Here is a 26533-nt window from a genome sequence, read left to right as displayed (position 1 = left end):
CGTTACGCCGGTGCATTCACCAAGCTGTGCGCGGCCATCACCAGATAGTCCCAGAGCCGCTTCTCCAGCTCTTCGGGCAGTTGGAGGTCCTCGACCGCGTCGTGCATGTGCCTGAGCCACGCGTCACGCTCGGCCTCGCCGATGACGAAGGGGACGTGGCGCATGCGCAGCCTGGGGTGGCCGCGCTCCTCGCTGTAGGTCTTGGGGCCGCCCCAGTACTGGACGAGGAAGCCGCGCAGCCGGTCCTCGGCTCCCGTGAGGTCTTCCTCGGGGTAGAGCGGCCGCAGCAGCGGGTCGGCGGCGACACCCTCGTAGAAGCGGTGAACGAGCCGGCGAAAGGTCTCCTCGCCGCCGACCGCATCGTAGAAAGAACCCTCAGTCACAGTCATCCATTCTCTACGGCAAGCACAATGACGGCCACCGCGGTCACCGCTGACCGTCTGTCTCCCACGCGTGCTCCAGCGGACTTCGCAGCCCGCCGTCACGTCAGGGTCGTTGGCCGCCCCCATCGTTAAGCGTTCAGGCGGCGAGCGCGATTCCCGCCCCGTCGAGAGCGGCCTTGACGCGCAGGCGGAGCTCGCGGGCCACCTCGGCCTGCTTGGAGGGAAGCGTCTTGGCGGAGACGCGGAAGATGACCGAGGTGTCGGAGATCTGCTCGATGCCGTAGACGGCGGGCTCCTCCACGATCACGCTCTCGCGGTAGTCGAGGTCGCTCCACAGCTCCTCGGTCACCCGCTTGAGCAGCTCGCGGACCTCGGGCACGTCGGCGTCGTAGGCCACGGGCACGTCGATGTAGGCGCGCGACCAGCCCTGGGACTCGTTGCCGACGCGGGTGATGGTGCCGTTGCGGATGTACCAGACGCGGCCGTCGGCGTCACGCAGCCTGGTCACCCGCAGCGTGACGGCCTCGACCGTGCCGATGGCCGCGCCGGTGTCGATCACGTCGCCGACGCCGTACTGGTCTTCGAGCAGCATGAACATGCCGGCGATGAAGTCCTTGACGAGTTCCTGCGCGCCGAAGCCGATCGCGACGCCCAGGATGCCGACGCTGGTCAGCAGGGGGGCGATGGGGATCGTCAGACGGTCGAGGACGGTCAGGATCGCGGTGCCCATGATGACGATCGAGGCGATGTGCCGCAGGACCGAGCCCATGGTCTCGGCGCGCTGCTTGCGCCGCTCGTGCAGGAGGGCGTCGATGCCGTCGGTGGCCTGCGTCCTGCGCAGACGCCCGGTGATGGAGGTGCCGCTGGCGGCCCTGTTGACGACACGAGTGATCACCCGTTGCGACAGCTTGCGCACCACGATGGCGATCACGACGATGAGCACGATCGTGATCACGCTGGCGACGAGCGGTGCCCAGGCCGCCTTCTGGAAGAGACCGACGAAGGCTGAGCACACCGGGTCGGTGCCGCATCCGTTCGCCATCCCGTTCGCCAACTGCTCGAGATCAGGAATGGGTGACGGTTGTTTCGGCGTGGCCAGCAGGAACACGAGGTGAATCCCCCTCCGGAAGCGGTTCGGTCGGCAATGTTTGGACCAGTACGACCCAAAACATACTGCCGACCGAACCGGTCGCCGTCACATCACGCCGGGGAAGACGGGGTTGTCAGGGCCCGGGGCCGCGGAGGGCGGGACCTGACGCTCCGGTGACGGTAGACCCGGAAGGAACACACACCCGGAAGCATGTTCCGTTCCGTTTCCGGGAGGGACCCCCCGATCGTCCTCCGGGTGGAACCGGAGGGCGCTTCTCTCCGTACGGCCCGCGCCGCGCCTGCGGCTGTGCCGTACAAGTCATGTGGCGGGAACCGACGGGATGTCCAGGACCACCGTGAACGGAGGCCCTCCGCACCGGACACCCCGTCGGCTCCGCGAGGCCGCGGTCGGAGCGGTGAGCCGCGGTGGCTGCGCCCCACCCGGATCACCGCCATCGTCATTCTCCTACCGCGGCGAGTACGCGGGCGACCTTGGTCGCCGCCCCCGCAGGATCGTCCGCCTGGTGCATCCGCTCGCCCCACGACCAGCAGTACCACCAGTCAGGAACCTCGGACGCCGATCGGCAGGTGACGTTCTCGGCCAAACTGGTCGCGTTCGGATTGATCACCCTGACGAAGACCTTGCCAGAATGCGTTCGCACCACTCTCGCAAGCAGTCCGCGAGCGTCCAGCTCTGAAACCAAGCGCTCCAGATGCCCGAAGTCGTCCCCCACTCTCTCGCCCTCCCTCGAACGAATCGTTGCTGGTGAGAGAAAGGTGACTCATGACCATGCGAGGCGTCAACGCACTGCAACTGCTCCAGGGGAGTGTCCTTGACCCTCGCGGGTTGTAAGAAACAGTCCCCTGGAGGACGATCCTTATCCGTAAGCTTCAAGGGTGCATTTTCATCCTGTCACTAATGGTTCATAGTTTTCATGAGGCAGAGTGCATCCCTCCCGCTACTCTGCGTCAGTAGACGGTGCCTTGCGGCTCAGAGAGAGGGGCCGGGATGTCCGGCAGGCAGCACAGGGAAACGGAGATCGCCAGGCGGATCCGGGCAAAGGGTCTGGCCAGTGGCCGCTCGTGTGCTCAGATAGCCGAAGAGATCCACGAGACATGCAGCCCTCAGTTCGGCACGACGAAGATCAAGGGTCATCGGCTGGCACACGGCATTGCGCTGGCCGACGTTATCGAACAGGTGCGAGCGCTGTTCGAAAGGGACGAGAAACCCGCTCCCGGCATCGGTGAGACGCTGTTGTCGGCCTACGAAAGCGGCCTGAAACGCCCAGGTCCTGAATATCTTCACTATTTGTGCACTGTCTATCGCGTCGAGCCGGTCTCACTCGGTTATGACGGCCCTTGCATCTGTGGCCACGGTCACCGAATGCCCGGCCTCGTGCGGGGTGACTCCCAGGACAGCAGGGGCGAGCTACTCGCCTCACGCCACCTGCTGATCAATCAGTCCGGCGCGGAGCCCCACTCCGAGCCCAACAACGACGACGACGAGAACGTCCTTCGCAGGACGTTGTTAATGCTTCTGGACAACAAGGCCAACGGCACCCTGAGAGAGCTCGAGCCGCAGGTGCTCGCCGCCGTCGAGGGCATCAGAAGGCGCATGGACGAGACGCTGGTGACGGCCACGGTCTCACCGGCCATGCTCGACCAGTGGGAGGAGGCGACGCTCAGCTTCGGCCGTCAGTACACCAGCACGCCGCCGCTGCGGCTGCTGTGCGACGTGCTGCTGGAGCTCAGCGCGGTGCGCGCGGCGATGAGCCGTCGCCAGCCGACCGACCTCCAGGAGCGGCTGTGCCGGATGGCCGCCCAGCTGTCAGGGCTGAGCGGCATGATCATGATCAACCTCGGCGACCACAGGCTCGCCCGCTCCTTCTTCCGCACCGGGCGCACCGCGGCCGACGAGACGGGCGACCGCGCGCTGCGCGCGTGGGTCACCGCCCGTGAGTCGCTCGTGCCGCTCTACTACGGCGACGCGCGCGAGGCGCTCAACCTCGCCAAGAAGAGTCGCGACCTGGCGGGCCAGACACCCTGTGCCGCCCAGGCCATGGCTCCTGTCGTCGAGGCCCGCGCGCTCGCGCTGCTGGCCGGCACCAGCGGCAAGAAGGAAGTGGTCGACCAGGCCAAGCGGGCGCTGCAGAAGGCGCGCAACGCCTTCTCCCACATGAAGGCCAACGAGCAGGAGGACGTCGCCTTCGGCTACACCGAGCGGCAGCTGTTCTTCTACCAGGGTGACGTGCTCACCAAGCTCGGGCAGACGATCGAGGCCGACATGGTGCTGGAGCAGGCCCTGGAGAAGTACTCCGACCACATCCTCGACCAGACGCTGATCAGGCTCGACATGGCCCAGTGCAGGGTCATCGAGGGCGACATCGACGAGGCGCTCGAGGTCGCCAACAACGCGGCGCGCCTGCTGAAGCCCGAGTACCGCACCGACTTCATTCTCCGGCCGGCGATCGAGTTCGGTAAGGCCGTCGAGGACGGCGGGTGGAAGGACCACCCCGGCCTCAAGGAGTTCTACGAGTTGATGGGAATCGGGAGCAAGAAGGCATGAGCCTGCGTATCCGGCGATACCGTTGGTCCGATCTCGACGGGATCTACGCGCTGCACCAGATCTGTCTGGCGCAGGTCGGGATCGTGCCGGGCGACGGTGTCTACTACGACGACGACTTCCCGCGCATTCACCAGATCTACGTCAGCAGTGGCGGGGAGTTCCTGGTCGGCGAGGCGGACAGCCGCCTCGCCGCCATGGGCGGGCTGCGCCCGATCGACGTGCACACCGTGGAGGTGTGCAGGCTGCGCGTCCATCCCGACTTCCAGCGTCGCGGCTTCGGCGCGCGGATGCTGCAGGCGCTGGAGGGGCGCGCGGCCATGCTGGGCTTCACCAAGCTGCGCGGTGACACCACGATCAACCAGGACGCCGCCCTGGCGCTCTACGAGCGGCAGGGGTGGAGGGAGCTGTCCAGACAGCAGGTGGGCGACCACACCGTGATCTACGGAGAGAAGACGCTCACCTCCGTCCTCGCTCCCTGAGAGCGCGGACGGCGGGGCGGGTCGGCCTTCCGCCCGCCGCGTAACGCCATGGGCGCGGCTCCCCGGCCGCTATAGCGTCGGCTGGTGTGCTGATCCGACTGCTGCGCACGCGTCTGACCTCGTCCCGCACGGCCGTCATCACCCTCGTCCTGCTGCAGGGCGCGCAGACGCTCGCCCTGCTCTGCCTCCCGGCTCTCAACGCCGCCCTCATCGACGACGGCGTGCTCAAGGGCGACACCCGGCGCGTCCTGACCCTGGGAGGGGTCATGGTGGCGGTCACGCTGGCGCAGGTGGTGTGCGCGGGAGCGGCGATCCATCTCGGCGTCCGCGTCGCGGCGAGGCTCGGCAGGGACCTCAGGGCCGCGGTCTTCACCAGGGTGCAGGGCATGTCGGGCAGGCAGCTCGCCCACTTCGGCACGGCGTCGCTCATCACCCGCACCACCGGCGACGTCCAGCAGGTCCAGCAGTTCGTGCTGGCGGCCTGCACGGTGCTCGTCTCCGTGCCCGTCATGTGCGTCGGCGCGGTGGCGCTCGCGCTCGGGCAGGACGTCCCGCTGTCGGGCGCGCTGCTGGTGATGACCCCCGTGCTGGCAGGCGCGCTCGCCGTCGTCGTCCGCAGGATGCGTCCGCTGTTCAGGCGGATGCAGCGGCGGGTCGACGCCGTCAACAGAATCCTGCGCGAGCAGATCACCGGCCTCCGCGTCATCAGGGCCTTCGGGAAGGACGAGCACGAGAGGCGGCGATTCGCCGCCGCCAGTCACGACCTGGCCGAGGTCGCGGTGCGGGCGGGCAGGCTGCAGACGCTGATGCTCCCGCTGGGCACCACCGTGGTGAACGTCTTCAGCGTGGCGGTGGTGTGGCTCGGCGCCTCCAGGGTGAGCGGCGGCGCGATGGGCGCCGGCGAGCTGATCGCCTTTCTCACCTACCTGACCCAGATCGTCGCCGCCGTCATGTCGGCGACGTTCGTCCTCATGACGATGCCGCGCGCCGAGGTCTGCGCCGAGCGGATCCAGGAGGTGCTCGGCGCCGACCCGGAGCCGGCCCCGCCCGCGGGCCCCGTGCGGACGATGAGCCGCAGGGGGCAGGTGGAGGTGCGCGCGGCCACCTTCGCCTACCCGGGCGCGACGACGCTCGCGCTGCGCGGGGCCGACCTGGTGGCGAGGCCGGGGGGGACCACCGCGGTGATCGGCTCCATCGGCAGCGGCAAGTCGACTCTGCTCGGGCTGGTGCCCAGGCTGTTCGACGTCTCGGAGGGCCAGGTGCTGGTCGGCGGCGTGGACGTGCGCGAGCTCGACCCCGCTCTGCTGACGGCGGCGATCGGGCTGGTGCCGCAGCGCCCCTACCTGTTCTCCGGCACGGTCGCCGACACCCTCAGGTACGGCAGGCCGCAGGCGTCCGACGAGGAGCTGTGGCGGGCGCTGGAGGTGAGCCAGTCCCTCGACTTCGTCAGGAGCCTCGGCCAGCGGGTGAGCCAGGGCGGCACCAACCTGTCGGGCGGTCAGCGTCAGCGGCTGTCGATCGCCAGGGCGCTGGTGCGGCGGCCCGAGATCTACCTGTTCGACGATCCCTTCTCCGCGCTGGACAGGGACACGGCGGACGCGCTGGGGGCCGCGCTCGCCGTCGAGACCGAGGGCGCGACGGTGGTGATCGTGGCCCAGCGGGTCGACGCGGTCCGCGACGCCGACCGCGTCGTGGTCATGGAGGCGGGCCTGGTGGTGGGCACGGGCACGCACGCCGAACTGCTGCGCACCTGCCCCACGTACCAGGAGATCGCGCTGTCCCAGGAGACGGTGTGAGAGGCCTGCTCGTGGCGCAGTGGCCGTTGCTGGCGGCCTCCGCCCTGTGCGGCCTCGTCAGCGTCGCGCTGGTCGTGGCGGGGCCGAGGCTGCTCGGCGCGGCCACCGACCTGGTCGTGGCGGGCCGGCTGGAGCGGCTGGCGCCCGCGCTGGGCGTGACGCTGGCGGTCTATGTCGTGTCGGGGCTGTTCTGGATGGCGCAGGGCAGGCTGACCACCCTCGTCGTGCAGCGCGCGGCGCTGCGGCTGCGCCGGGACGTCGAGGCGAAGCTGGCCAGGCTCCCCATGGCCTACGTGGACGGCAGGCCGCGCGGCGAGCTGCTCAGCAGGGCCACCAACGACATCGAGGCCATCACGCTGACGCTGCAGCAGTCGGTCAGCCAGATCGTCAACTCCGCGCTCATCGTGGCGGGCACGCTGGCGATGATGGTCGGCATCTCGCCGCTGCTGGCGCTCGTCGCGGTGGTCACCGTACCGGTGTCGGTGGCCGTGTCCGCGGCCGTCGGCAGGCGCGCGAGGCCGCACTTCACCCGGCAGGGGAGGGTCACGGGCGAGCTCAGCGCGCATGTGGAGGAGATGTACACCGGGCACGCCCTCGTGCGGGCCTTCGGCCGTCAGGCCGAGTCCGCGGCCGTCTTCCACCGGCGCAACCAGGAGCTGTTCGAGGCCGGTTCGCGCGCCCAGTTCGTCAGCGGGCTGATCCAGCCCGCGCTGATGTTCGTCGCGAACCTCGGCTACGTGGTCGTCGCCGTGGCGGGCGGGCTGCGGGTGGCCTCGGGCGCGCTGACGATCGGGGAGGTGCAGGCGTTCGTGCAGTACGCCCGCACCTTCAGCGGCCCGCTCTCCAACGTGGGGAGCCTGTCGGCGCTGGTGCAGGCGGGAATCGCCTCCTCCGAGCGCGTCGCGGAGCTGCTGGCCGTCCCCGAGGAGACGCCGGACCCGCTCCACCCGGTACGGCCGGCGGCGCGCGGCCATGTCGCCTTCCACGACGTGAGCTTCGGCTACGCCACGGGCCCACCGGTGATCGAGCACCTGTCGCTGGAGATCCGGCCGGGTCAGCGGGCGGCCGTCGTCGGCCCGACGGGAGCGGGCAAGACCACGCTGGTCAACCTGCTGATGCGCTTCCACGAGGTCACGGGGGGCCGCATCACCGTCGACGGCGTCGACCTGACCGCCATGACCAGGGCCGACCTGCGCTCGGTGGTCGGCATGGTGCCGCAGGACACGTGGCTGTTCGACGGCACGATCGCCGACAACATCGCCTACGGCGCGACCCGCCCCACCGAGGAGCAGGTCGCCAGGGCCGCCCGCCTGGCCTGCGTGGACAGGCCGCTCGACACCGTGATCGGCGAGGACGGCGGAGGGCTCAGCGCGGGCGAGCGCCAGCTCATCGCCATCGCCAGGGCGTTCCTGGCCGACCCCGCCGTCCTGGTGCTGGACGAGGCGACCAGCTCGGTCGACACCAGGACCGAGGCGCGGGTGCTCAGGGCCATGAGACAGCTCAGCGAGGGCCGCACCTGTTTCGTGATCGCTCACAGGCCGTCCGCGATCAGCGGCGCCGACGTGGTCATCTCCATGGCGGCCCCTGAACGGGACGACAGGAATCCTCGAATCGGGGTGGGTGATGCGTGAGGGTCTGAGGTTAATGGGCGGATTGCCGTTATTGCTCGGGGGAGTATTGGCGGGCCCGCGAGTGATGCCCTTCCCCCTGCGTGTAAGTGCAGCCCCTCCGGTCGCTCCAAGCGCGTGAGGAGGCGCGCGACCTAGTGAGATGCTGCGGTGCATGGCAGTGGTGCCCGCTCCCCGACCCCTCCTGGGAGCCGTGCTTCTGTTGTTCGTCAGCGCCGCTTGGGGGTCGGCCTTCCCGCTGATGAAGAGTCTCATCGACGAGCCGTTGAGCATGTCGGTGACCGACCTGCTGGCCGAGCGCTACACCATCGCGGCCGTGGTCCTCTTCCTCATCAGGCCCAGGAGTCTGCGCGGCCTCGCGAGGGGCACCTGGTCGCGGGGCATCGTCCTGGGCGTCATGTTCGGGGTCGGCCAGACCATGCAGGCCTTCGCCCTCGACGACCTCTCCTCGGCCGTGTCGGGCTTCGCCGTCGGCTGCAACGTGGTCATGACTCCGGTGCTGGCGCTGATCCTGTTCCGCGTCAGGGTGCCCAAGCGCATCTGGTTCGGCGTGGCGCTGGCGCTCTGCGGCGTGGCGATCTTCGCGCTGATGAAGGGCGACGGGGTGAGGTTCGCCCCCGTGGCGCTCGGCCTGACGCTGTGCGCGGCCGCGCTGTACGCCTGTCACACGCTCGTGCTGGGCAACCTCTCCAGGGCCAACTACAACGCCTACGCCATCACCGTCATCCAGCTGCTGACGATCGGGCTGCTCACGGGGGTGATGGCGGTGCCCGACGGGCTCGAGGCGCCGCCGGGACCGTACGGCTGGCTCAAGCTCGCGCACCTGGCGATCGTCTCCTGCGCCCTGGGCTTCCTGGCCCGCTCCTTCGGCCAGCGGCACCTGCAGGCGGTGCCCAGCGCGGTGCTGCTGGCGTCCCAGCCGCTGTGGGTGGCGCTCATCGCGCTGCTGTGCGACGAGCCTGTGGCGGCCAGCGTGCTGGTGGGCGGGCCCTTCATGGCGGCGGCGATGCTGCTGGCCGTCCCGTCGAAGGGCGCGGCCGTGGTGGTCGGCGATCCTCCCGCCAGGGTGCACCAGGCGCCAGAGGCCGACGAGGGGCTGCGCAGGGCTGCCAAGCGGGCGGCCGAGGTGCTGGCCTCGCTGCGCGCTCCCGAGCCCGCTCCCGTGCGCCCGCCGATCCCCTTCGACCTCGCTCAGGTCAGGGAGTGCTGGATCAGGGCGGCCGAGCGCGACCCCGACGTGGAGCCCTGGTGCTCGCTGGCCAGCAAGGGCGGCGGCGAGCCGGGCATCGAGCGGCTCATCGAGCACGCCACCGAGATCGTCAAGGCCAGGCAGGAGCCGGCGAGCCAGGACGGCTGCCTCACCTTCCCGCTCAGCGGGCGCTGCCTGTGCGCGTTGCGGCCCGAACCTGTGCGAGAGCGTGAGCCTCAAGAGGCCCCAGATATCGGTGTGATGCGGTGATCCAGACCCCTTTCACATAGGCCTTGAACTTTGTCGACATCTCAACTAAGTGTGTCTTTACCTAGGCAAGGAGAAGGACGCATGAAGAGGATCGTCGTCCGCAAGCCCGGCACCGCCCGGCTCACAGGGACCGCCTCCGTCATCCACAAGGGGTGACCCAGCACCGGCGGCTCCAAGGTGCGTACCAGGAGAACCCGGCGTCCACTCCGCTGCTGATGTCGCCGATAGACGCGCATCGGCGCCCTCGCGGTCCCTACACCGTGGCGGCGGCGTTGCTGGCCCGGCTGGTTCCTGACGCATTGGAACGTTCCCCTGATCTCGTGTCCGCGTACGACATCGAGATCAGGGCGGCGGCGCCGGCCCTGCGTGGGCGGGTGCCCGCCAGGCGGGTCACGATCGACGAGGGGCTGCCCGACGAGGAGCGCATCCTCGTCCCCGCACCCCGCCGCACGCTGCGGCTGGCCAACGGGCTGGCGGAGTTCGTCGCCGCGGTGGCTCCTCCTGGAGCCGTGCTCGTCGTCCACAACGCCGACGAGGCCGACCCGACCGACGCCGAGCTGCTCGAGGTCATGACGCGCAGGATCCCCGCTTCGCACCTGCGCATCGAGGTCTACGCCGATGGCCCCAGGCCGCCGGAGGACGACAGGACGGTGGGGCAGCTGTGGGAGCTGGTCGACCACTGCGTCCGCGAGGGCTTCCTGCACGCGGTGGCCGAGCTGGGCCGCCGGGGGCTGGCGGCGACGGAGCAGGGCGGCCAGGCGTGGTGGCGCTTCGCGCAGCGCACGGCGACCGCCCTCGGTGGCCTCGGCCGCCATGACGAGGCCAGAGCGTTGTGGGAGCAGGTGCGCAGGGCCAGTCAGGATCCCGCCATGCACGCCGCGGCCGCCTACGGCACCGCGATGCTCGACGCCCGCCACCCCGACCCCGCCCAGCGCGACCTCGGCAGAGCGAGGGGCTGGGCCAACCAGGCCATCGCCATCTCCACCCTGGTGCCCGACCGCGCCTTCAAGCTGGGCTTCGACCGCAACGGCCTGGCCCTGATCGAGCTGCGCGAAGGTCGCAAGGAGGCCGCTCTCGCCCTGGTGGAGTCGGCCATCGACCTGGCCGCCCGCGAGCTGCCCGACCGCCATCCCGTCCATCGCATGGTGCTGCTGGCCAACAGGGCGCAGTTGCTGGTCGCGCTGGGCCACACCAAGGAGGCGCTCGAGGACTACTCCGCGGCGATCGCGATCGACCCCGCCTTCCCCGACCACTACCTCGACCGCGGCAACCTCTGGTTCTCGCTGGGAAGGAACGAGGAGGCGCTGGCCGACTACCAGAGCGCGATCGCGATGAGCCCGCCGCTGCCCGAGGCGTACTACAACAGGGCCGAGGTGCGGATCGCGCTGGGGGAGCAGGAGACCGCGCTTGCCGACCTCGCGTACGTGCTGGAGCTCGACCCCGCCTTCCTCGACGCCTACATCAACAGGGCGGGCCTGCTGGCCGGCATGGAGAGGGACGGCGAGGCGTTCGAGGACGTGCGCGCGGGGCTGGCCCTCGCCCCCGGCAACCCGCATCTGCTCACGGTGCTCGGACAGCTGGAGACCGCGGCCGGACGTCCGGAGGAGGCGGCGAGGGCGCTGGATGCGGCCATCGCCGCGGCCCCCGCACTGGCGGCGGCGTGGGCGAACAGGGGAGCGTTGCGCTACGAGCTCGGGCAGCTCGAGCCCGCGCTCGACGATCTCACCCGAGCCGTCGAGCTGGACCCCCAGCCCGACCTCCTCGCCAACAGGGCGGTGGTTCTTGCGGCGCTCGGCAGGCGGTGATCGCGCACAATGGCGGTATGTGGGCGACGATCGGGCGGGTGGCGGCCATCTACGCGAGCCTGGGAGCGCTGTGGTGGGTGGCGATCAACGCCACCAGGACGGCGGCCCGCTGCGGCGACTGGCCCTGCCTCTACCCCACGCTCGGCGCCTACCTGGTGGTGACGGTGGTGACGCTGGCCGCGGCCGTGCCCCTGCTCAGGCGGGTCGAGGTCGGCGCCGCCCGCCGCGTGGCCCTGGCGGCGGCGGCCGTGCTGCTGGCGATCAGAGGGTTCGGCGAGGCGGTGCCCGCCTCGCCCTCCCAGGTGATGGAGGTCGTGCGCGCGGGCCTGGCGTTCACCGTGGCGGGCACGGTCGGCGCCGTGCTGTCGGCGCCGGGGCTGGCCGCGCGCTGGCGGGTGCTCGGCTGGCTCGTCGTCCTGGCGTTGCCCGTGGCGGGCATCGCGCTGGTGTGGTCGCGCTACGGGTTCTGAGGGAAGACCTGCACGTGGTCGGGGTCGACCGTGAAGCGGACCTCGGAACCGGGAGCGAGTGAGGCCGCCGCCCGCGAGGGCAGGTCGGCGAAGACGGTCACCGGCTGCCCGTGGATCTCGGCCCGCAGGTACAGGCGCGTGGTGGCGCCGAGGAAGACGCTCACGTCGACCGTCGCCCTCGTGCCCTCCGCCGACAGGGAGACGTCCTCAGGGCGGAACATGCACAGCACCCGCTCCGAAGGCGCGGGGACGCCGAGCACCCGCCCGCCCACGGCGGTCAGCTCCAGCGCGTTCCTGTTGCCGACGAAGCCCGCGGCGAACCTGGTGGAGGGCGAGCTGTAGATCTCGGCGGGCGGCGCGCACTGCTCGATGTCGCCGTGGTTCATCACCGCCACCCTGTCGGAGATCGCCAGTGCCTCGGCCTGGTCGTGGGTGACGAAGATGGTGGTGATCCCCACCTGGTGCTGGATGCGCCTGACCTCGTCGCGCAGCCGGTGCCGCACCTGGGCGTCCAGCGCCGACAGCGGCTCGTCCAGCAGGAGCACCTCGGGGCGCGGCGAGAGCGCGCGGGCCAGCGCGACGCGCTGCTGCTGCCCGCCCGACAGCTGGTTGGGCAGCCGGTCGCCCTGCTCGGTGAGGCCGACCAGCTCCAGCATCTCCTCCACCCGCTCCTGGACGTTCTTCTCCTTGCGCACGGTCAGCGGGAAGGCGATGTTGCCGCGCACGGTGAGGTTGGGGAACAGCGCGTAGGACTGGAAGACCATCCCGATCGGGCGCTTGCGGGCGGGCACGCCGGTCATGTCCGCGCCGCCGATGCGCAGCCGTCCCCCGTCGAACGTCGTCAGCCCCGCCACGCAGCGCAGGAGCGTGGTCTTGCCGCAGCCCGACGGGCCGAGCAGGGCCAGCAGCTCGCCCTGCTCGACGCTGACGTTCACGCCGTTGAGTGCGGTGTGGCCCGCGTAGCGCTTGGTGATGCCTTCGAGGACGACGTGGCTCAACGAAGGGTCCTTCCGATGGTGGTGACACGGCCCCTGCCCAGCCGTACGACCAGGGCCGACAGCGCGAACAGGAAGCCGAAGGTGAAGACGGTGACGACGGCGAGCGCGTTGGGGTCGCTCAGCGTGCGGGAGACGAACTGGCGGGCCGACCACAGCGGCAGCGTCTCGTAGCTCACCCCGACCAGGATCTTGGCCAGTGCGAACTCGTTCATCGCCGTGGCCACGACCAGCAGCGCTCCCGAGACCACGCCGCCCTTGATGGCGGGCAGGACGACCCTGGTGAGCGTCTGCGCGGGGTTGGCGCCGCAGGTGGCCGCCGCCTCGCTGAGCTGGACGGCGCCCGCCGCCAGCAGCGCGCTCTCCACCGCCCAGTACATGAAGGGGAAGGAGATCGCCGCGGTCGCCGCGGCCAGCAGCCAGAAGGTGTGGAACAGCTGCGGGGCGAAGGAGGCCGTCACGAGCTGGATGCCGGCGCCGACCACCACCCACGGGACGGCGAAGGGGATGACCGCGATCGTCTGGATGAGCGAGCCGATGCGCGGGTTGTGCACCACCGACCAGTACGCCGCAGGCACCACCAGCACGATGTCGACGGCCACGACGACCGCCGACAGCAGCAGCGACCTGCCCAGCGCCCCGACGACCTCGGGCTCGGTGAAGAGTTTGGCCCAGTGCTCCAGGGTGTAGCCGTCGGGCAGGGGAGTGTCGGTCCACCTGGTGGCGAGCGAGTACAGCAGCGCGGCCAGCAGCGGCAGCGCGAAGTAGGCGCCCAGCAGCGTGAGGAAGATCCGTCTGGTCACAGCCACCTCGCGGCGCGCCTGAGTGAGAGCCGGTACAGCGCGGTGGCTCCGACGGCCAGCAGCATGAGCAGCACCGACAGCACCGCCGCCCGTTCGAAGCCGAAGACCGACGACTCCAGCGTGGTGCCGATCTGCAGCGTGATCAGCTTCTGCGCGCCGGGGGAGGAGGCCAGGGCGTAGGCGACCGCGTAGACGCCGATCGTCCAGGTGAAGACGAGCAGCCACCCCGCCACGACGAACGGCGAGAGCACCGGGATGCCGACGTGGCGCCAGAACTGCAGCCGCGTCGCGCGGCAGACTTCGGCGGCCTCCTGCCAGTCGTCCTTCAGCACGCTCAGCGCCGGCAGCGTGAGCAGCACGAACATCGGGACGTTGAAGTAGAGGTAGACGATGTTCATCCCGCTGAAGGAGCCCACCGAGGGGAAGGAGACGCCGAGCAGCAGCGTGAGCATGCCCGTCGCCCCGATCAGCGCCACGAAGCCGAAGGCCAGGCCGATGCCGGCGAAGTTGGATGCCACGTTCATGAGCGAGAGCCAGAAGGCCTTGCCGCCCAGCCGCATCCTGGTGATCAGCCAAGCCGCGGGAGCGCCGATCGCGGTGGCCAGCGTCGCCTGCACGAAGCCGAGCGCCAGCGAACCGCCGATGGCCCGCAGGTCTACCGGGTTCTCGATGACCTTGACGATGTTGGCCAGTCCGTAGCCGCCGCCGCGCAGCGCGAAGGTGTCGTGCACCAGGCGGAGCGCGGGCAGCACCAGCAGCGCGAAGGTGAAGAGCAGCAACGGCAGCGCCGGACCCCACTGCGGGAGAAATCTCCGGGTGGAGAATCTTCCACCGCTCCGGCCGGAGGAGGATTCTCCACCTGAGGCGGGCAGGGTTACCACCGAGGCGGACGTTTCTTGTCCCAGGCTCACGCGAGAACCTTCGACTCCCAGTCGGCGACGATCGTCTCGGGGTTCACCCTGGTGATCTCGATCTCCTTGACGGGAGCGTAGGCCGACTCGGGCAGCCAGTTGGCCTTCGCCTCCTCGGGCAGTCGCAGGTCGCCGTTGAGCGCCCTGATCGGCCTGGCGCCGAACTTGGCGAACATGATCTGCGCCTCGTCGGACAACACGTAGTCGATGAAGCCCTTGAGGAAGTCCCCCTTGGCGCTGTTGTACTTGTTGATCATGAGGCCGGACGGCGACCAGACAGAGCCGTCGCTCGGCACGATCACCTCGACGTTGACGTTCTTCGCCTTCAGCGCCGCCTTCTGGGCCAGGCCGTTGAAGTCGTAGTTGATCTGGATGGGGGCCTCGCCCTTCTCCAGCGTCTCCTCGCTCATCTTGACGGCGCTGATGTTGCCCGCGTCGGTGAGCTTCTTGAAGTAGGCGTAGGCGGGGGCGAGGTCGTCCACGGAGCCGCCGTTGGCGATCGCCGCGGCCACCACCATCGCCTGCCCGGTGCCGGAGGAGGTCGGGTTCTTGATGGCGACCTGGCCCTTGTACTCGGGCTTCAGCAGGTCGGCCCAGCTCTTCGGCGGGTTGGGCACCTTGTCGACGTTGACGACGAAGGCGGGCGCGCCGACGAACGTCGCCACCCAGCCTCCCTTGCCCTTCTGCCAGGCCTTGAGCCTGCTCGCCGCCGGCGGCAGGTACTCGGGCACGACGCCCTTGGCCTCGGCGATCGGGCCCCACATCAGGCCGATGTCGCTGGCCGTGCCGACCGGGTTGTCCTTCTCTGCGTCGAACTTGACGATCTCCTCGGAGGAGGACATGTCGGTGTCCTTGTGGGCGCAGGTCCCGTTGTGCTTGGCGCAGAAGGCCTTGACCACCTCGCCGTAGTTGGCCCAGTCGGGGGCCAGCCCATAGGTCGGCAGGTCCTTGCCCTGCTCGGCGATCTTGCTGGAGTCCGGGGCCGCCTGCCAGTCGTAGCTGGAGCCGGTGGCGCCGCACGCGGTCATCGCCACCGCTGAGGCGGCCGCGAGCAATGCAATACGGAGTTTCATCACCTGTCTACCCTTCTAAGCCTATTTCGCACCGAATGATGGCCTTTGTCGGGTATATCCGCACGGGCCGCCAAGTGAATTCGGCGTGAACTCCTTCAGGCAGGGCTTTTCTGGAATGTCTAGTGCAGTGGTACGGCGTGGCCAATGCGCGATTTGTCTATCGCGGCCATAGGGAGAGCCGTATAACGCCTGCCTATCGGTGGCATCGGGGTTATCCCCCTTGTCCGGATCGCGGTGGGGCCGTGAGGCTGTGCCGTACGAGAAGCAGACTGGAAAGGAACCCGATGGGGAGTCGATACCTGCTCAATCACATCGGAGGCGAGTGGCGTGCCCCCGAGAGCGGGCAGACCCGGCCCAACCTCAACCCCGGCGACCTCTCCGACCACCTCGGGGACTTCGCCGAGTCCGGCGGGGCGGACGTGGAGCTGGCGGTCGAGGCCGCCACAGCGGCCATGCCGGCGTGGAAGGCGCTCGGGCCGATCAAGCGGGCCGAGTACCTGCGCGCGGCCGAGCGGCTGCTGGAGGAGCGCGCCGAGGACTTCGCCCAGGCCATCACCCGCGAGCAGGGCAAGCTGCCGAAGGAGGCGCGCGGCGAGGTCAAGCGCGCGCTGGCCATCCTCGACTTCACCGCGGGAGAGGGACGCAGGCTCAAGGGCGAGACATTGCCCGCCGAGGAGCCGCGCACCTTCTCCTACACCTTCCGCTCGCCGATCGGCGTCGTCGGCCTGGTCACGCCGTGGAACTTCCCGCTGGCCATCCCGATGTGGAAGGTCGCGCCCGCGCTGCTGGCCGGCTGCGCGGCGGTGCTCAAGCCGTCGCCGTTCACGCCGCTGACGGCCGCGCTGCTGACCGAGGTCTTCGCCGACGCGGGCGTGCCCGCGGGCGTGCTGAACCTGGTGCAGGGCGACATCGCCGCCGGCGAGGCGCTGGTGGCCCACCCGGGCGTGGCGGGCATCAGCTTCACCGGCTCGCTGCCCGTGGGCCTGGCCATCCACCAGGCAGGCGCCTCCAGGCTGCTGCGCACGCAGCTGGAGCTCGGTGGGAAGAACGCCGTGCTCGTGCTCAAGGACGCCGACCTCGACAAGGCCGTCAAGGCCACGGTCTTCGGCGCGTTCGGCCAGTCGGGCCAGCGCTGCAGCGCCACCTCCAGGGTGGTCGTGGACGTCGCGGTCAAGGAGGAGTTCCTCTCCCGCCTGGTCGAGGAGGTCTCCGCTCTGGAGGAGCTAGGACCGGTGGTGAGCGAGGCCAGGATGCAGGCGTGCCTCGACGCGATCAGGACCGCCCAGGAGGCGGGCGCGAAGGTCGCGGCAGGCGGAGGGCGCGCTCCCGGCAACGGCTGGTACGTCCAGCCGACCGTGCTGCGTGACGTGCCGTGGGACAGCGAGATCGCCCAGGAGGAGATCTTCGGTCCGGTCCTGTCGGTGGTCGACTGCGACGGGTTCGACGACGCGATGCGCATCTCCAACTCGGTGAAGTACGGCATGAGCGGCACGATCTTCACCCAGGACCCCTCGACCATCTTCGAGGCGCTGGAGCGCTTCGAGGCCGGGATGCTGCACGTCAACAGGCCGGGCGTGGGAGCGTATGCGCACCTTCCGCACATGGGCGCCAAGCTGTCGCAGTTCGGCCCGCCCGAGTGCTCGCCGCAGGTCTGGGACTTCTACACCGAGTGGCGGTCGGCGTGCATAAGCTACTGACCGCCTCGGAGGCGGTCGGGCGGTATGTCACCCCCGGCGTGGTGGTCGGCATGGGCGGGCAGAACATCAACCGCTGCCCGATGGCCCTGGTCCACGAGGTGATCAGGCAGTCGGTCGGCGGGCTGACCGTGGTCGGCTGCAACCTCTCCCTGCCGCTCGACATGCTGGTCGCCGCGGGGCTCGTGGTCAGGACCGAACAGGGCACCGGCAACCTCGAGCGGTACGGCACGCTGTTCGCCTGGCGGCGGGCGGTGGAGCGGGGCTCGCTCACCGTGGGGGACCACAGCCACCTGGCCATGGCGTCGCGGTTCGCGGCGGCGGCGCTCGGCCTGCCGTACCTGCCGACCAGGAGCCTGCTGGGCACGGACCTGCTGGCGGACATGGTGCAGGACGGCGTCGCGGTGGAGTCGGTCGATCCCTTCGAAGGGCGGCCTGTCGTGCTGGTCAGGGCGCTGGCGCCGGACGTCGCACTCATCCACGCCAACCGAGCCGACACTTCCGGAAATATCGTGATCGACGGGGTTACGTCGCATGAAGTGGACATGGTGCGCGCCGCGAAGGTGACCATCGTCTCCGCCGAGGAGGTCCTGCCCGCGGGTGCCTTCGCCGACAGGCCCGAGCGGGTGACGATCCCCGAGGCGTACGTGACGGCCGTCGTCGAGCAGCCCTTCGGGGCCTTCCCCACCTCGGTCTACCGCGCCTACGACTTCGCCGAGTCGGAGATCAAGGAGTACCAGGCGCTGGGCAGGTCGGGCGACGGCGAGCTGCGGGAGTGGATCTCCGCGAACCTCGGCGACTCCTTCGACGACCACCTAGCCCTCCGAGACGGTGACGGCGCCCTGCGCGGGTCGCTCGTCGAGCGGATGAGGAGTCTCGTGTGACCGCGTTGCCCAGGGAACTGCTGGTCGTCGAGGGCGCGCGGCAGATCCGCGACGGCGACCTGGTGATCGTCGGCACCGGGCTTCCCCTCCTGGCCGCCACCCTCGCGCAGAAGACCCACGCCCCGGGAGCCAAGCTGGTCATCGAGTCGGGTGTGATGTTCCCCCAGGTGGTGCCCACGCCGGTCTCCGTCGTCGACCCCAGGCTCATGCGCGGAGCCTCCAGGCACGGCTCGCTGTTCGAGGCGCTCGGCGGGCTCGTGCAGCGGGGACTCGTGCGCACCGGCTTCCTCGGCGGGGCCGAGGTCGACCAGTTCGCCAACATCAACTCCACCACGATCGCGGGCAAGCGCCTGCCGGGCAGCGGAGGGGCCAACGACATCGCCAGCCACTGCTCGCAGGTCGTCATCCTGACCGACCACGAGAAGCGGCGCTTCCCCGCCCGCTGCTCCTACGTCACCAGCCCCGGCTTCCTCGGAGGGCCGGGCGAACGGGCCAAGGCGGGGCTCGGGCCGCTGCGCGTGAAGGTCGTCACCGACCTCTGCGTCATGGAGGCCGAGGACTGCGCCCTCACCGTCACCGCGCTCATGCCGGGCGCCACGGCTCAGGCCGTACTGGAGAACACGGGGTTCACTCCCGCCTTCGCCGACCCGCTGGGCACCGTCCTGCCGCCGGACCCCGAGGAGCTTCGCCTGCTGCGCGAGGAGATCGATCCCGCGTGCGTGTACTTCCCCGAAAGGATCAGCCGATGAAGAAGCCCTTCGCCTGGGAGACGGCGATCGCCTGGAAGAACAGGGACCGCATCGTCATCCGCGGTTACGACGTCAACGAGCTGACGGGGAACATCTCCTTCGGCGACCACTTCCACCTGGTGCTCAAGGGCGAGCTGCCCACACCCGAGGTGGGCAGGATGACCGAGGCGATCATGGTGAACATGGCCGAGCACGCCATGTCGCCCTCCTCCGCCACGGTGCGCTTCGCCACCTCCGGAGGCGCCGAGCTCAACTCGGCCGTCGCGGCGGGCGTGGCGGGCATCGGCCGCCTGCACGGCACCGCCGACCGGCCCGCCGAGATGTTCCTCGCCGTCGCCGCGAGGGCAGCCACGGACGGCCTGAGCGACCAAGAGGCGGCGGCCAAGGTCGTCGCGGAGATGCGGGAGCGCCGCGAGCGGATGCCCGGATTCCACCACGCCCAGCACATCCGCGACCCGCGCACCGTCCGGCTGCTCGAACTGTCGGACTCCTACGGCATCTCCGGACGGCACGTGGCCATCGCCCGCGCCATGGAGGACGCCACCGAGGACGTCTTCGGCCGCCGCATCTGGATCAACGGCCCCGGCGCGATGGGCTGCATCGGCCTGGACATGGGCTACGAGCCGCTGCAGCTGAAGGCGCTGTTCATCGTGTGCAGATCGCTGTCGCTGTGCGCGCACTCCATCGAGGAGATGACCCGCGAGAAGGGCTGGCGCGCCTCGTCCAACTCGCCGATGGTGCAGCCGCTCGATCTGTCCATGCAGGGGCCCGACCACTACGACGGCCCTGGAGACAGAACCCTCGGCTGATCGGCAGGTATAGCATCGGCCGATGGGCACGAGCTTCGCCGAGTCGCTGCGCGACCTCCGTCAAGGAGGCAGCGCACAGGCCGCCGCCATCACCCGTGGCGCGAGCGGGCCACCACCTCGGGCCGTCAGCGTGGTCCACGGCCTCGACCGGCTGCGCTGCGCCTCGCTGCTCAAGCCGCTCTACTGCTGGGCCGCCGCGGCGCACGTCGCCGACCAGGGCTTCTGGCGCCGCCACGCCGAACCCGCCGTGATCACCTCCTCCAACAGCGACACGCGGGCGCTGTGGATGGCGGTCGGGCCGCGGGTGATCCTGGCCGAGCTCCGCCGTCGCTGCGGCGTCAGCTGGCGCCCCGCCAACGGCGACCCCTCGCGGTTCGGCTCGGTGGAGGTGGCCGCCGCCGAGGTGGCCGACGCCTACGCGGCCCTCTCCCAGTCCGCGCTGGCGGGCGACCCGGTGGCCGCCGACGTGCTCTCCTGGATGCGCGAGGTGCCGGCAGATCAGGCCTTCGGCGTGCGCGACGTGCTCAGGGTGCCCGAGGCGGCGATCAAGTGCGGCTGGTACGGCGGCGCCGACGAGAGCTGGCTGCGCACGCACGCCGTCGTGGTCATCCCGCGCGGCGGCGTCGGGGTCACCGTCGTCGTGGGCATGACCGCGCAGCTCTACACCGACGAACGGCAACGCGAGATCTACCACGCGAGGGTGGCCGAGGGACTGCCGGTGGAGGCCGAGCACGAACGGGTCGGAGGACCACTGCTGCGCGGCCTGATGACCAGAGCCCTCGCCGAGACGGGAGCCTGACGGAGACCGGGCGCGCGCCGCGCCAACGCGCGCCCGGATCGGCGATCAGACCAGATCGTCGAATTCGCCGTCCTTCATGCCGAGGCGGAAGGCCTCCCACTCGGCTTCGGTGAAGAACAGCCTGGGCCCGTCAGGGTCCTTGGAATCGCGCAGGACGAAGAGCCTGTCCTGCTCGGACTTGTGAGCGGCGGTGTCCCCGGGCGCGTCGAGGACGGCTACTTCAACGCAGTCTCCGCCATTGCCACCACTACGACGCGCCTTGTGCCAGGTGAGGTCGTTCATATGCTCTCCTCCACTTTCGACAGCAAATTTAGACTTGAGTGAACCGGTAAGGCGAGTGACCTGATCACGTCATATCGTCGGACAATGGATTCGACGTCGGACGGGCGATCGGTGACATATCCCGCTCCCGCCGATTCCAGATAGACGAGATCGGGCTCACCCTGCACCTTCGCGATGACGAAGGCGCCGGTCAGCCCCGGCACCGCCTGGGCGTCCGCGGGGACGACCTGAACGGTGACGTTGGGCAGCTCGGACGCCTCCAGCAGCGCGCGCACCTGCCCGCGCATGGTCGCGGCCGAGCCGACCTGCCTGCGGACCACCCATTCGTCGAGCACCACCCAGTACATCGGGGGGTCACGACGATGCAGGATGGACTGCCTGGTCATGCGAGCCGACACCGCCTCCTCCGCCTGCTCCGCCGTCGCCGCCGGCTCCCTTCGGAAGACCTCGCGGGCGTAGTCCTCGGTCTGCAGCAGGCCGGGGACCAGCAACGGCTGCCACGTCTGGAGTGTGCGCGCCGTCTGCTCAATCTCCAACCACGGGCGGAACCAGGCGGGGTAGGCCGCCTGCCGTACCAGAGGCCACAGCCGGACCAGCGAACCGCCGGTCTCGAGCACCTGGTCGGCCCGCTCGGCGAAGTCGCGCGAGGGGGTGCGCCTGGCCAGTTCGATCGCGCACACCAGCGAGAGGGAGTAGCTCAGCCTCTCGGCCAGCTGTTCCTGGGACAGGCCCGCACGGGTGCGGTACTCCCTCAGCTCCGCTCCGAAGAAGGCCAGCGGACTGGAGCTGGGATCGAGCTCACGTGCAGCAGGCATCGGGGGGCTCCGGTTCTACACGGGTTCTACAAAATGCGGCCGGGTCTCTCACAGTCCATGTGTGAGACCCGAATCCGTACCTAGAGTAGTCACTTGAATGCAGGCTGGGGTCACGACAGGGGAATTCTCGCCGATCTAAGGACGTGAGGTGCGAATGGGCGCCGTCTACACCCAACGGGTGGAAGAAGAGCAGATCGAACAGTTGGAATGGGTTCAGGAACGGCTCGCCGCATCGGGCATCCGTGCCCTTCTCGTCAGGCATCTGCGCCTGACCCTCCTCCAGAACAGGTACGACCCGCCCGAACACCGGGGCCCGGTGCTCATGGCGGGCTCGATGCGGATCAGCGTCGAGGACGGCTTCCACGTCGAGCGCGAGGACGGCCGCACGGCCGACTTCCGCGACGCCGACGAGGCCGCGGCCTACGTCGCTAGCGCAGTTTCCTGATCACCTCGGGCAGCTCCGGCGGGTCGAGACGGCCCGGCAGCGAGCCAAGCTCCTCGGCGCCGAACCAGCCGTAGCCGAGGAAGGCCTCGCTCTCCTCCTCCGTGAGCTCGCCGGGATCCACCGCGGGACGCGCCTCGTCGAAGCGGGCCACGTAGAACGGCTCGACCTTCACGTAGTGCACGCCGAGCCAGGTGAAGTCCCGATCGACCGCGACCCACCTGTCCTGGACCGCGTCACCCGGCAGGCCGGTCTCCTCGGTCAGCTCGCGTCTGGCCGCCTCCAGCGAAGTCTCACCCGCGTCGAGCCCGCCGCCTGGCGGCTCCCAGATCTCCTGACGGCTGACCTTGTCGCGCCAGTGCATCAGCAGCACCCGCTCGTCGCGATCCAGACACACCACCCGCGCCGCCGGCCGCGCCTCGCTCACACACTCCACCCTTTCCTGGTGCTGCCGAGCTTCTCTCCCTGCCCGGCGTTCCGCCTTGCCTCGACCGCCCTGCCTTGCTTCCTGCCCCGCCTCGACCGCCCTGTCTTGCTTCCTGCCTTGCCCAGCCTTCCGCTCTGCGTTGCCTTCCGCTCTGCGTTGCCTTCCGCTCTGCGTTGCCTTCCGCTCTGCGTTGCCTTCCGCTCTGCGTTGCCTTCCGCTCTGCGTTGCCTTCCGCTCTGCGTTGCCTTCCGCTCTGCGCGGCCTTCTGTTACGGCCGGCACCCCCCACGGGCCACCGTGGTCACCGGTGATCGTCCGTCCGCCACGCTACTCCGGCAGGACTTCGCCTCCGTCGCGAACGTGACGCCCCCCGGGCGGGGCCGTGCGGATGCGTGACGCCCCCCGGGGCGGGCCGTACGGGATGAGGTCGGTCAGGGTTCGGACAGGACGAGGTCGAGCAGGCCGGGGAAGCGCTCGTCGAACTCCGGCTTGCGCAGCCGGTTGAGGCGGCGGGCGCCCTCGTCGCGCTGCTCCAGCAGGCCCACGTTGCGCAACACCGAGAAGTGGTGGCTGAGCGTGGACTTGGCCACGGGCAGCTCGTTGAACGTGCCGCACGGCCGTGACCAGTCGGGCACCTGGGCGAGCTCGCGCACGATGCGCCGCCTGATCGGGTCGGACAGCGCCTCGAGCGCGGCCTGGAGCGAGGCCTCCATGGGAGAGCCGTGGGTCAGTCCGCGCGTTCTGTTCGACGGCGCTCGAACATTACTGTAGTGTTCCATCTCGATCAAACAGTCTACCTGAGGGGTCTCGAGAGCGATGGACAACGGTCGAATCGGTGTCTGGCACCCCTCGTTCAGCAGGGCGCCCGCGCCCCTCGCGCGCGAAGCCGCCGCCAGGCTGGACGAGCTCGGCTACTCCACCCTGTGGCTCAACGAGGGCCCTGGCAGCAGGGAGCCGTTCGCCGCGGCCGCGATGCTGCTCGCGGCGACCAGCAAGATCAAGATCGGCACCGGCATCGCCAACATCTGGGCCCGCGACGCCACCGCGATGGCGGCAGGGCGCTCCACACTCGGTGAGGCCCACCCCGGCAGGTTCCTGCTGGGCATCGGCGTCAGCCACGGCTCGCTCGTCTCCTGGCGCGGCCATGAGTACGGCAAGCCGCTCACCGCCATGCGCGCCTACCTCGACGGCATGAACCAAGCGGCCGACAGCGTCATCAAGGGCGGCGACGCGCCCCTGCTGCTGGCCGCGCTGCGCCCCAAGATGCTGGAGCTCTCGCGCGACAGGGCCGACGGCGCGCACTCCTACCTCGTCCCCGCCGAGCACACCGTCATGGCCCGCGACATCCTCGGGCGCGATCGGCTTCTGGTGCCCGAGGTGGGGGTGGTCCTCGAACGCGACCCGGCGAAGGCCCGTGCGATCGCACGCGAGCACATGTCCTACTACCTCACACTGCCCAACTACGTGAACAACCTGCGCCACCTCGGCTACACAGACGACGACCTGGCCGACGGCGGCAGCGACCGGCTGGCCGACGCCATCGTGGGCTGGGGCGACGAGGAGGCGGTCGTCGCACGGGTGCGCGCCCACCTCGACGCTGGCGCCGACCAGGTGGCCATCCAGCCGCTGACGGCAGGCGGGGCCGACCTGGCCGACGGGATGTCCCAGCTCGAACGCCTCGCGCGGGCGCTGGACCTCTGACCTGCTCTCAGTTTCGTCCCCCTCTTGACACCCGCCTGAGGCGGCCCGACCATCCTCGGCGCGGGTTCGCGGGTTCGCGGGTTCGCGGGTTCGCGGGTTCGCGGGTTCGCGGGTTCGCGGGTTCGCGGGTTCGCGGGTTCGCGGGTTCGCGGGTTCGCGGGTTCGCGGGTTCGCGGGTTCGCGGGTTCGCGGGTTCGCGGGTTCGCGGGTTCGCGGGTTCGCGGGTTCGCGGGTTCGCGGGTTCGCGGGTTCGCGGGTTCGCGGGTTCGCGGGTTCGCGGGTTCGCGGGTTCGCGGGTTCGCGGGTTCGCGGGTTCGCGGGTTCGCGGGTTCGCGGGTTCGCGGGTTCGCGGGTTCGCGGGTTCGCGGGTTCGCGGGTTCGCGGGTTCGCGGGTTCGCGGGTTCGCGGGTTCGCGGGTTCGCGGGTTCGCGGGTTCGCGGGTTCGCGGGTTCGCGGGTTCGCGGGTTCGCGGGTTCGCGGGTTCGCGGGTTCGCGGGTTCGCGGGTTCGCGGGTTCGCGGGTTCGCGGGTTCGCGGGTTCGCGGGTTCGCGGGTTCGCGGGTTCGCGGGTTCGCGGGTTCGCGGGTTCGCGGGTTCGCGGGTTCGCGGGTTCGCGGGTTCGCGGGTTCGCGGGTTCGCGGGTTCGCGGGTTCGCGGGTTCGCGGGTTCGCGGGTTCGCGGGTTCGCGGGTTCGCGGGTTCGCGGGTTCGCGGGTTCGCGGGTTCGCGGGTTCGCTTCAGCGTTTCATCGCGCCGTCGGCGATGGCGTCGGCGGCGTGACCGATGGCCATGCCGACGATCTCGAGGCGGCGAACGAGCTCCCGCTCCTTCATCGCCTCCGCGGTCAGCTCTCCGGAGAAGATCCTGGAGATCTCGTACTGGTACATACGCCGCACCGCACCCCCCGCCTTCTTGGCCTCCAACGCGTCCTGCACCACCCCGGACGGACGAGACGCCAGGTCGCGCACCGCGCGCTCCAGCGCCTCGATGCCGACGATCACCTGATCCAGCAGCGGAGCGAACCTGATCTGCTCCGGCACCCTGTACAGATGCGACTCCCTGACGAAGTCGCGCAACGAGTCGAGCACGTCGTCGATCGAGCGGGACAGCCGGAACAGGTCCTCCCTGTCGATCGGTGTGACCAGCGCGCCCTTGAGCTCCTCGACCAGCCTGGCGCGCTCGGTGTCGCCGAGATGCTCGATGGAGCGCATCTGCTCATGCGCGCCCGTCCTGCCCACCTCGCCGCCGATCATCGCCATCGCCAGCCAGGCGCCCTCCTTGGTCGCCTTCAACTGACCCACGAGGGCCTCGGTCAGCGCGCCGTCCATGCGGCCCGCCAGCAGGTCACGAATCCGGCTCACCCGCCTCAGAAACCCTCTCACCACGGCCACCTCCTTCACGACCTCCTATCAACGCAAACCCGGCAGGGCCGGCACAGGCACACGCCTCGCGTGATCGACACCCCCTGTCGCCACGAGGACACACGGACCCGGTAGCGCCACAACGGGGCGCGACGCCATGACGCGACGCGAGACGACGCGAGACGACGCGAGACGACGCGAGACGACGCGAGACGACGCGAGACGACGCGACACGAGACGACGCGACACGAGACGCGAGACGACGGGGCGGGACAACGGAGTGCGACAGGTTGGGAGGCGAGGCGCCCACCCCACCCCACGACGCGACGGATGGGACGCGGCGCCACGCGACGAGAAGCCGCGCGAGACCCCACCCCACCCCACGACGTGACGGGACGCCACACGACGCGCCGCGACGGGGTGAGCCGCGACGGGGTGCGACACGGTGGGACGCGAGGCGCGGTGGGATACGAGGCGCGGTGGGATACGAGGCGCGGTGGGATACGAGGCGCGCCGCGGCCCGACGAGACGCCACGCGAGGCACCCCCCCCACCACACGACACGACGAGATTCCGCGCCAGGCTCCACCCATCCCGCCTCGCGACATGCTGTGACGGGACGCCACGCGACCCGCCGCGACGGTGTGCGACAGGGCAGGAGGCCACGCCACGCCACGCCCGACGCGACGCGACGCGACGCGACGCGACGCCACGCGACGCGACGCGACGCGACGCCACGCGACGAGATCCCACGTGAGGTTCCACCCCATCCCGCCTCGCTACATGCTGTGCCGGGACGCCACACGACGCGCCGAGACGAGGTGTGACACGGCAGGGGGCGGGACGCGAGGCGGGCGCGGTGAGATCCCAGGTGAGGCCCCGCCATCCAGCCCACCCCGCCCCATGGCGTGACGGGACGCCACGCGGGGCGCCACCCCACCACGCGCCGCGATGGGATGCGACGCGACGGGACACAACGTGGCGTCACGGGAGGCGTCACCCCGCCGCGTCCCGCACAACGTGATGCGACCCAAGCGAGGGAGAAGAGCAGCCCTTCGATGAAGAAGGAGCGCGTCGGGTGGCTCGTTCGGCCGGTCTCGGGTGGCGTCGGGGCGGT

The 26533-nt window shown here is 70.1% G+C and carries 26 protein-coding genes; 14 read left to right on the top strand and 12 right to left on the bottom strand.

From position 1 onward, the window contains the following. Window positions 1–2: 2 nt before the first annotated feature. The 3 genes from ABFX55_RS24175 to ABFX55_RS24165 all read right to left on the bottom strand — a co-directional run bounded on the left by ABFX55_RS24175 (window position 3) and on the right by ABFX55_RS24165 (window position 2206). Window positions 3–389 (bottom strand): globin, encoded by a 387-nt coding sequence (locus ABFX55_RS24175; RefSeq protein WP_346124534.1) that lies wholly within the window; start codon window positions 387–389, stop codon window positions 3–5. 130 nt (window positions 390–519) lie between these two features. Next, a complete protein-coding gene (locus ABFX55_RS24170) occupies window positions 520–1425 on the bottom strand; it encodes a mechanosensitive ion channel family protein (protein WP_346124532.1) in 906 nt (301 codons plus the stop codon). Between the two features lie 505 nt (window positions 1426–1930). After that, a complete protein-coding gene (locus tag ABFX55_RS24165) occupies window positions 1931–2206 on the bottom strand; it encodes an ATP-binding cassette domain-containing protein (protein WP_346124530.1) in 276 nt (91 codons plus the stop codon). Between the two features lie 464 nt (window positions 2207–2670). Here ABFX55_RS24165 and ABFX55_RS24160 point away from each other — a divergent pair, with 464 nt between their 5' ends. The 7 genes from ABFX55_RS24160 to ABFX55_RS24130 all read left to right on the top strand — a co-directional run bounded on the left by ABFX55_RS24160 (window position 2671) and on the right by ABFX55_RS24130 (window position 11675). Further along, a complete protein-coding gene (locus ABFX55_RS24160) occupies window positions 2671–4038 on the top strand; it encodes an NsdA family TPR-like regulatory protein (RefSeq protein WP_487047401.1) in 1368 nt (455 codons plus the stop codon). After that, on the top strand, window positions 4035–4517 hold the full coding sequence (locus ABFX55_RS24155) for a GNAT family N-acetyltransferase (protein ID WP_346124526.1): 483 nt from the start codon (window positions 4035–4037) through the stop codon (window positions 4515–4517). Before ABFX55_RS24160 ends, ABFX55_RS24155 begins: the two co-directional genes overlap by 4 nt. An 86-nt stretch (window positions 4518–4603) precedes the next feature. Further along, window positions 4604–6313, top strand: coding sequence for an ABC transporter ATP-binding protein (locus tag ABFX55_RS24150; protein ID WP_346124524.1), 1710 nt, complete (start codon window positions 4604–4606; stop codon window positions 6311–6313). Then, entirely contained in the window at window positions 6310–7944 is a 1635-nt protein-coding gene (locus ABFX55_RS24145) for an ABC transporter ATP-binding protein (protein ID WP_346124523.1), read from the top strand. The genes ABFX55_RS24150 and ABFX55_RS24145 overlap by 4 nt, the downstream gene beginning before the upstream one ends. Window positions 7945–8134: 190 nt before the next feature. Further along, a complete protein-coding gene (locus ABFX55_RS24140) occupies window positions 8135–9400 on the top strand; it encodes a DMT family transporter (RefSeq protein ID WP_346124522.1) in 1266 nt (421 codons plus the stop codon). A gap of 320 nt (window positions 9401–9720) precedes the next feature. Then, window positions 9721–11205, top strand: a complete 1485-nt coding sequence (locus ABFX55_RS24135) for a tetratricopeptide repeat protein (RefSeq protein ID WP_346124520.1) — start codon at window positions 9721–9723, stop codon at window positions 11203–11205. Window positions 11206–11222: 17 nt separating this feature from the next. After that, the gene (locus tag ABFX55_RS24130; protein WP_346124518.1) at window positions 11223–11675 is read left to right on the top strand and encodes a hypothetical protein; all 453 of its coding nucleotides are present in this window, start codon (window positions 11223–11225) and stop codon (window positions 11673–11675) included. Here the strand turns inward: ABFX55_RS24130 and ABFX55_RS24125 are convergent. The 4 genes from ABFX55_RS24125 to ABFX55_RS24110 all read right to left on the bottom strand — a co-directional run bounded on the left by ABFX55_RS24125 (window position 11663) and on the right by ABFX55_RS24110 (window position 15457). Continuing rightward, window positions 11663–12673: an ABC transporter ATP-binding protein gene (locus ABFX55_RS24125; RefSeq protein WP_346124516.1), complete on the bottom strand. Its 1011-nt coding sequence runs from the start codon at window positions 12671–12673 to the stop codon at window positions 11663–11665. The genes ABFX55_RS24130 and ABFX55_RS24125 overlap by 13 nt on opposite strands. After that, window positions 12670–13473, bottom strand: coding sequence for an ABC transporter permease (locus tag ABFX55_RS24120; protein WP_346124514.1), 804 nt, complete (start codon window positions 13471–13473; stop codon window positions 12670–12672). Before ABFX55_RS24120 ends, ABFX55_RS24125 begins: the two co-directional genes overlap by 4 nt. Beyond that, a complete protein-coding gene (locus tag ABFX55_RS24115; protein WP_346124513.1) occupies window positions 13470–14252 on the bottom strand; it encodes an ABC transporter permease subunit in 783 nt (260 codons plus the stop codon). The genes ABFX55_RS24120 and ABFX55_RS24115 overlap by 4 nt, the downstream gene beginning before the upstream one ends. A 128-nt stretch (window positions 14253–14380) precedes the next feature. Further along, window positions 14381–15457 carry an extracellular solute-binding protein gene (locus tag ABFX55_RS24110; RefSeq protein ID WP_346124511.1) on the bottom strand — a complete coding sequence of 359 codons (1077 nt, stop codon included), beginning with the start codon at window positions 15455–15457 and terminating at the stop codon, window positions 14381–14383. 284 nt (window positions 15458–15741) lie between these two features. On the opposite strand from ABFX55_RS24110, the gene ABFX55_RS24105 reads away from it, so the two are divergent. The 5 genes from ABFX55_RS24105 to ABFX55_RS24085 are packed head-to-tail and all read left to right on the top strand — an operon-like array spanning window position 15742 to window position 20392. After that, window positions 15742–17154: an aldehyde dehydrogenase family protein gene (locus ABFX55_RS24105; RefSeq protein WP_346124509.1), complete on the top strand. Its 1413-nt coding sequence runs from the start codon at window positions 15742–15744 to the stop codon at window positions 17152–17154. Then, the gene (locus ABFX55_RS24100; protein ID WP_346124508.1) at window positions 17139–18035 is read left to right on the top strand and encodes a CoA transferase subunit A; all 897 of its coding nucleotides are present in this window, start codon (window positions 17139–17141) and stop codon (window positions 18033–18035) included. Before ABFX55_RS24105 ends, ABFX55_RS24100 begins: the two co-directional genes overlap by 16 nt. Further along, entirely contained in the window at window positions 18032–18784 is a 753-nt protein-coding gene (locus tag ABFX55_RS24095; protein ID WP_346124506.1) for a CoA-transferase subunit beta, read from the top strand. The genes ABFX55_RS24100 and ABFX55_RS24095 overlap by 4 nt, the downstream gene beginning before the upstream one ends. Next, on the top strand, window positions 18781–19593 hold the full coding sequence (locus ABFX55_RS24090) for a citrate/2-methylcitrate synthase (RefSeq protein WP_346124504.1): 813 nt from the start codon (window positions 18781–18783) through the stop codon (window positions 19591–19593). The genes ABFX55_RS24095 and ABFX55_RS24090 overlap by 4 nt, the downstream gene beginning before the upstream one ends. A gap of 22 nt (window positions 19594–19615) precedes the next feature. Next, on the top strand, window positions 19616–20392 hold the full coding sequence (locus ABFX55_RS24085) for a hypothetical protein (protein ID WP_346124503.1): 777 nt from the start codon (window positions 19616–19618) through the stop codon (window positions 20390–20392). Between the two features lie 45 nt (window positions 20393–20437). Here the strand turns inward: ABFX55_RS24085 and ABFX55_RS24080 are convergent, their stop codons facing one another. Both ABFX55_RS24080 and ABFX55_RS24075 read right to left on the bottom strand, forming a co-directional pair. Further along, the gene (locus ABFX55_RS24080) at window positions 20438–20674 is read right to left on the bottom strand and encodes a DUF397 domain-containing protein (protein WP_183647630.1); all 237 of its coding nucleotides are present in this window, start codon (window positions 20672–20674) and stop codon (window positions 20438–20440) included. Then, on the bottom strand, window positions 20671–21489 hold the full coding sequence (locus ABFX55_RS24075; protein ID WP_346124501.1) for a helix-turn-helix domain-containing protein: 819 nt from the start codon (window positions 21487–21489) through the stop codon (window positions 20671–20673). The genes ABFX55_RS24080 and ABFX55_RS24075 overlap by 4 nt, the downstream gene beginning before the upstream one ends. Window positions 21490–21643: 154 nt before the next feature. On the opposite strand from ABFX55_RS24075, the gene ABFX55_RS24070 reads away from it, so the two are divergent. Further along, the gene (locus ABFX55_RS24070; RefSeq protein WP_346124499.1) at window positions 21644–21934 is read left to right on the top strand and encodes a hypothetical protein; all 291 of its coding nucleotides are present in this window, start codon (window positions 21644–21646) and stop codon (window positions 21932–21934) included. Here ABFX55_RS24070 and ABFX55_RS24065 read toward each other — a convergent pair. Then, window positions 21918–22358 (bottom strand): NUDIX hydrolase, encoded by a 441-nt coding sequence (locus ABFX55_RS24065; protein WP_346124497.1) that lies wholly within the window; start codon window positions 22356–22358, stop codon window positions 21918–21920. The genes ABFX55_RS24070 and ABFX55_RS24065 overlap by 17 nt on opposite strands. A gap of 430 nt (window positions 22359–22788) precedes the next feature. Then, window positions 22789–23070, bottom strand: a complete 282-nt coding sequence (locus ABFX55_RS24060; protein WP_346124495.1) for an ArsR/SmtB family transcription factor — start codon at window positions 23068–23070, stop codon at window positions 22789–22791. Between the two features lie 103 nt (window positions 23071–23173). On the opposite strand from ABFX55_RS24060, the gene ABFX55_RS24055 reads away from it, so the two are divergent. Continuing rightward, window positions 23174–24058, top strand: coding sequence for an LLM class F420-dependent oxidoreductase (locus tag ABFX55_RS24055; protein ID WP_346124494.1), 885 nt, complete (start codon window positions 23174–23176; stop codon window positions 24056–24058). A 735-nt stretch (window positions 24059–24793) separates the two neighbouring features. Here the strand turns inward: ABFX55_RS24055 and ABFX55_RS24050 are convergent. Next, window positions 24794–25438, bottom strand: a complete 645-nt coding sequence (locus ABFX55_RS24050) for a DUF47 domain-containing protein (protein ID WP_346124493.1) — start codon at window positions 25436–25438, stop codon at window positions 24794–24796. Between the last annotated feature and the right edge of the window lie 1095 nt (window positions 25439–26533).

This window comes from Nonomuraea roseola, assembly GCF_039535395.1.
GTDB lineage: Bacteria > Actinomycetota > Actinomycetes > Streptosporangiales > Streptosporangiaceae > Nonomuraea > Nonomuraea roseola.
Note: the sequence above shows the minus strand (reverse complement) of the source record. Positions and strands in the feature narration are given on the sequence as shown.

Coding starts and splice junctions, on each gene's coding strand:
- ABFX55_RS24175 (WP_346124534.1), bottom strand. CDS start 389: ATGACTGTGACTGAGGGTTCTTTCTACGATGCGGTCGGCGGCGAGGAG.
- ABFX55_RS24170 (WP_346124532.1), bottom strand. CDS start 1,425: ATGGCGAACGGATGCGGCACCGACCCGGTGTGCTCAGCCTTCGTCGGT.
- ABFX55_RS24155 (WP_346124526.1), top strand. CDS start 4,035: ATGAGCCTGCGTATCCGGCGATACCGTTGGTCCGATCTCGACGGGATC.
- ABFX55_RS24130 (WP_346124518.1), top strand. CDS start 11,223: ATGTGGGCGACGATCGGGCGGGTGGCGGCCATCTACGCGAGCCTGGGA.
- ABFX55_RS24110 (WP_346124511.1), bottom strand. CDS start 15,457: ATGAAACTCCGTATTGCATTGCTCGCGGCCGCCTCAGCGGTGGCGATG.
- ABFX55_RS24105 (WP_346124509.1), top strand. CDS start 15,742: ATGGGGAGTCGATACCTGCTCAATCACATCGGAGGCGAGTGGCGTGCC.
- ABFX55_RS24090 (WP_346124504.1), top strand. CDS start 18,781: ATGAAGAAGCCCTTCGCCTGGGAGACGGCGATCGCCTGGAAGAACAGG.
- ABFX55_RS24085 (WP_346124503.1), top strand. CDS start 19,616: ATGGGCACGAGCTTCGCCGAGTCGCTGCGCGACCTCCGTCAAGGAGGC.
- ABFX55_RS24080 (WP_183647630.1), bottom strand. CDS start 20,674: ATGAACGACCTCACCTGGCACAAGGCGCGTCGTAGTGGTGGCAATGGC.
- ABFX55_RS24075 (WP_346124501.1), bottom strand. CDS start 21,489: ATGCCTGCTGCACGTGAGCTCGATCCCAGCTCCAGTCCGCTGGCCTTC.
- ABFX55_RS24070 (WP_346124499.1), top strand. CDS start 21,644: ATGGGCGCCGTCTACACCCAACGGGTGGAAGAAGAGCAGATCGAACAG.
- ABFX55_RS24060 (WP_346124495.1), bottom strand. CDS start 23,070: ATGGAGGCCTCGCTCCAGGCCGCGCTCGAGGCGCTGTCCGACCCGATC.
- ABFX55_RS24055 (WP_346124494.1), top strand. CDS start 23,174: ATGGACAACGGTCGAATCGGTGTCTGGCACCCCTCGTTCAGCAGGGCG.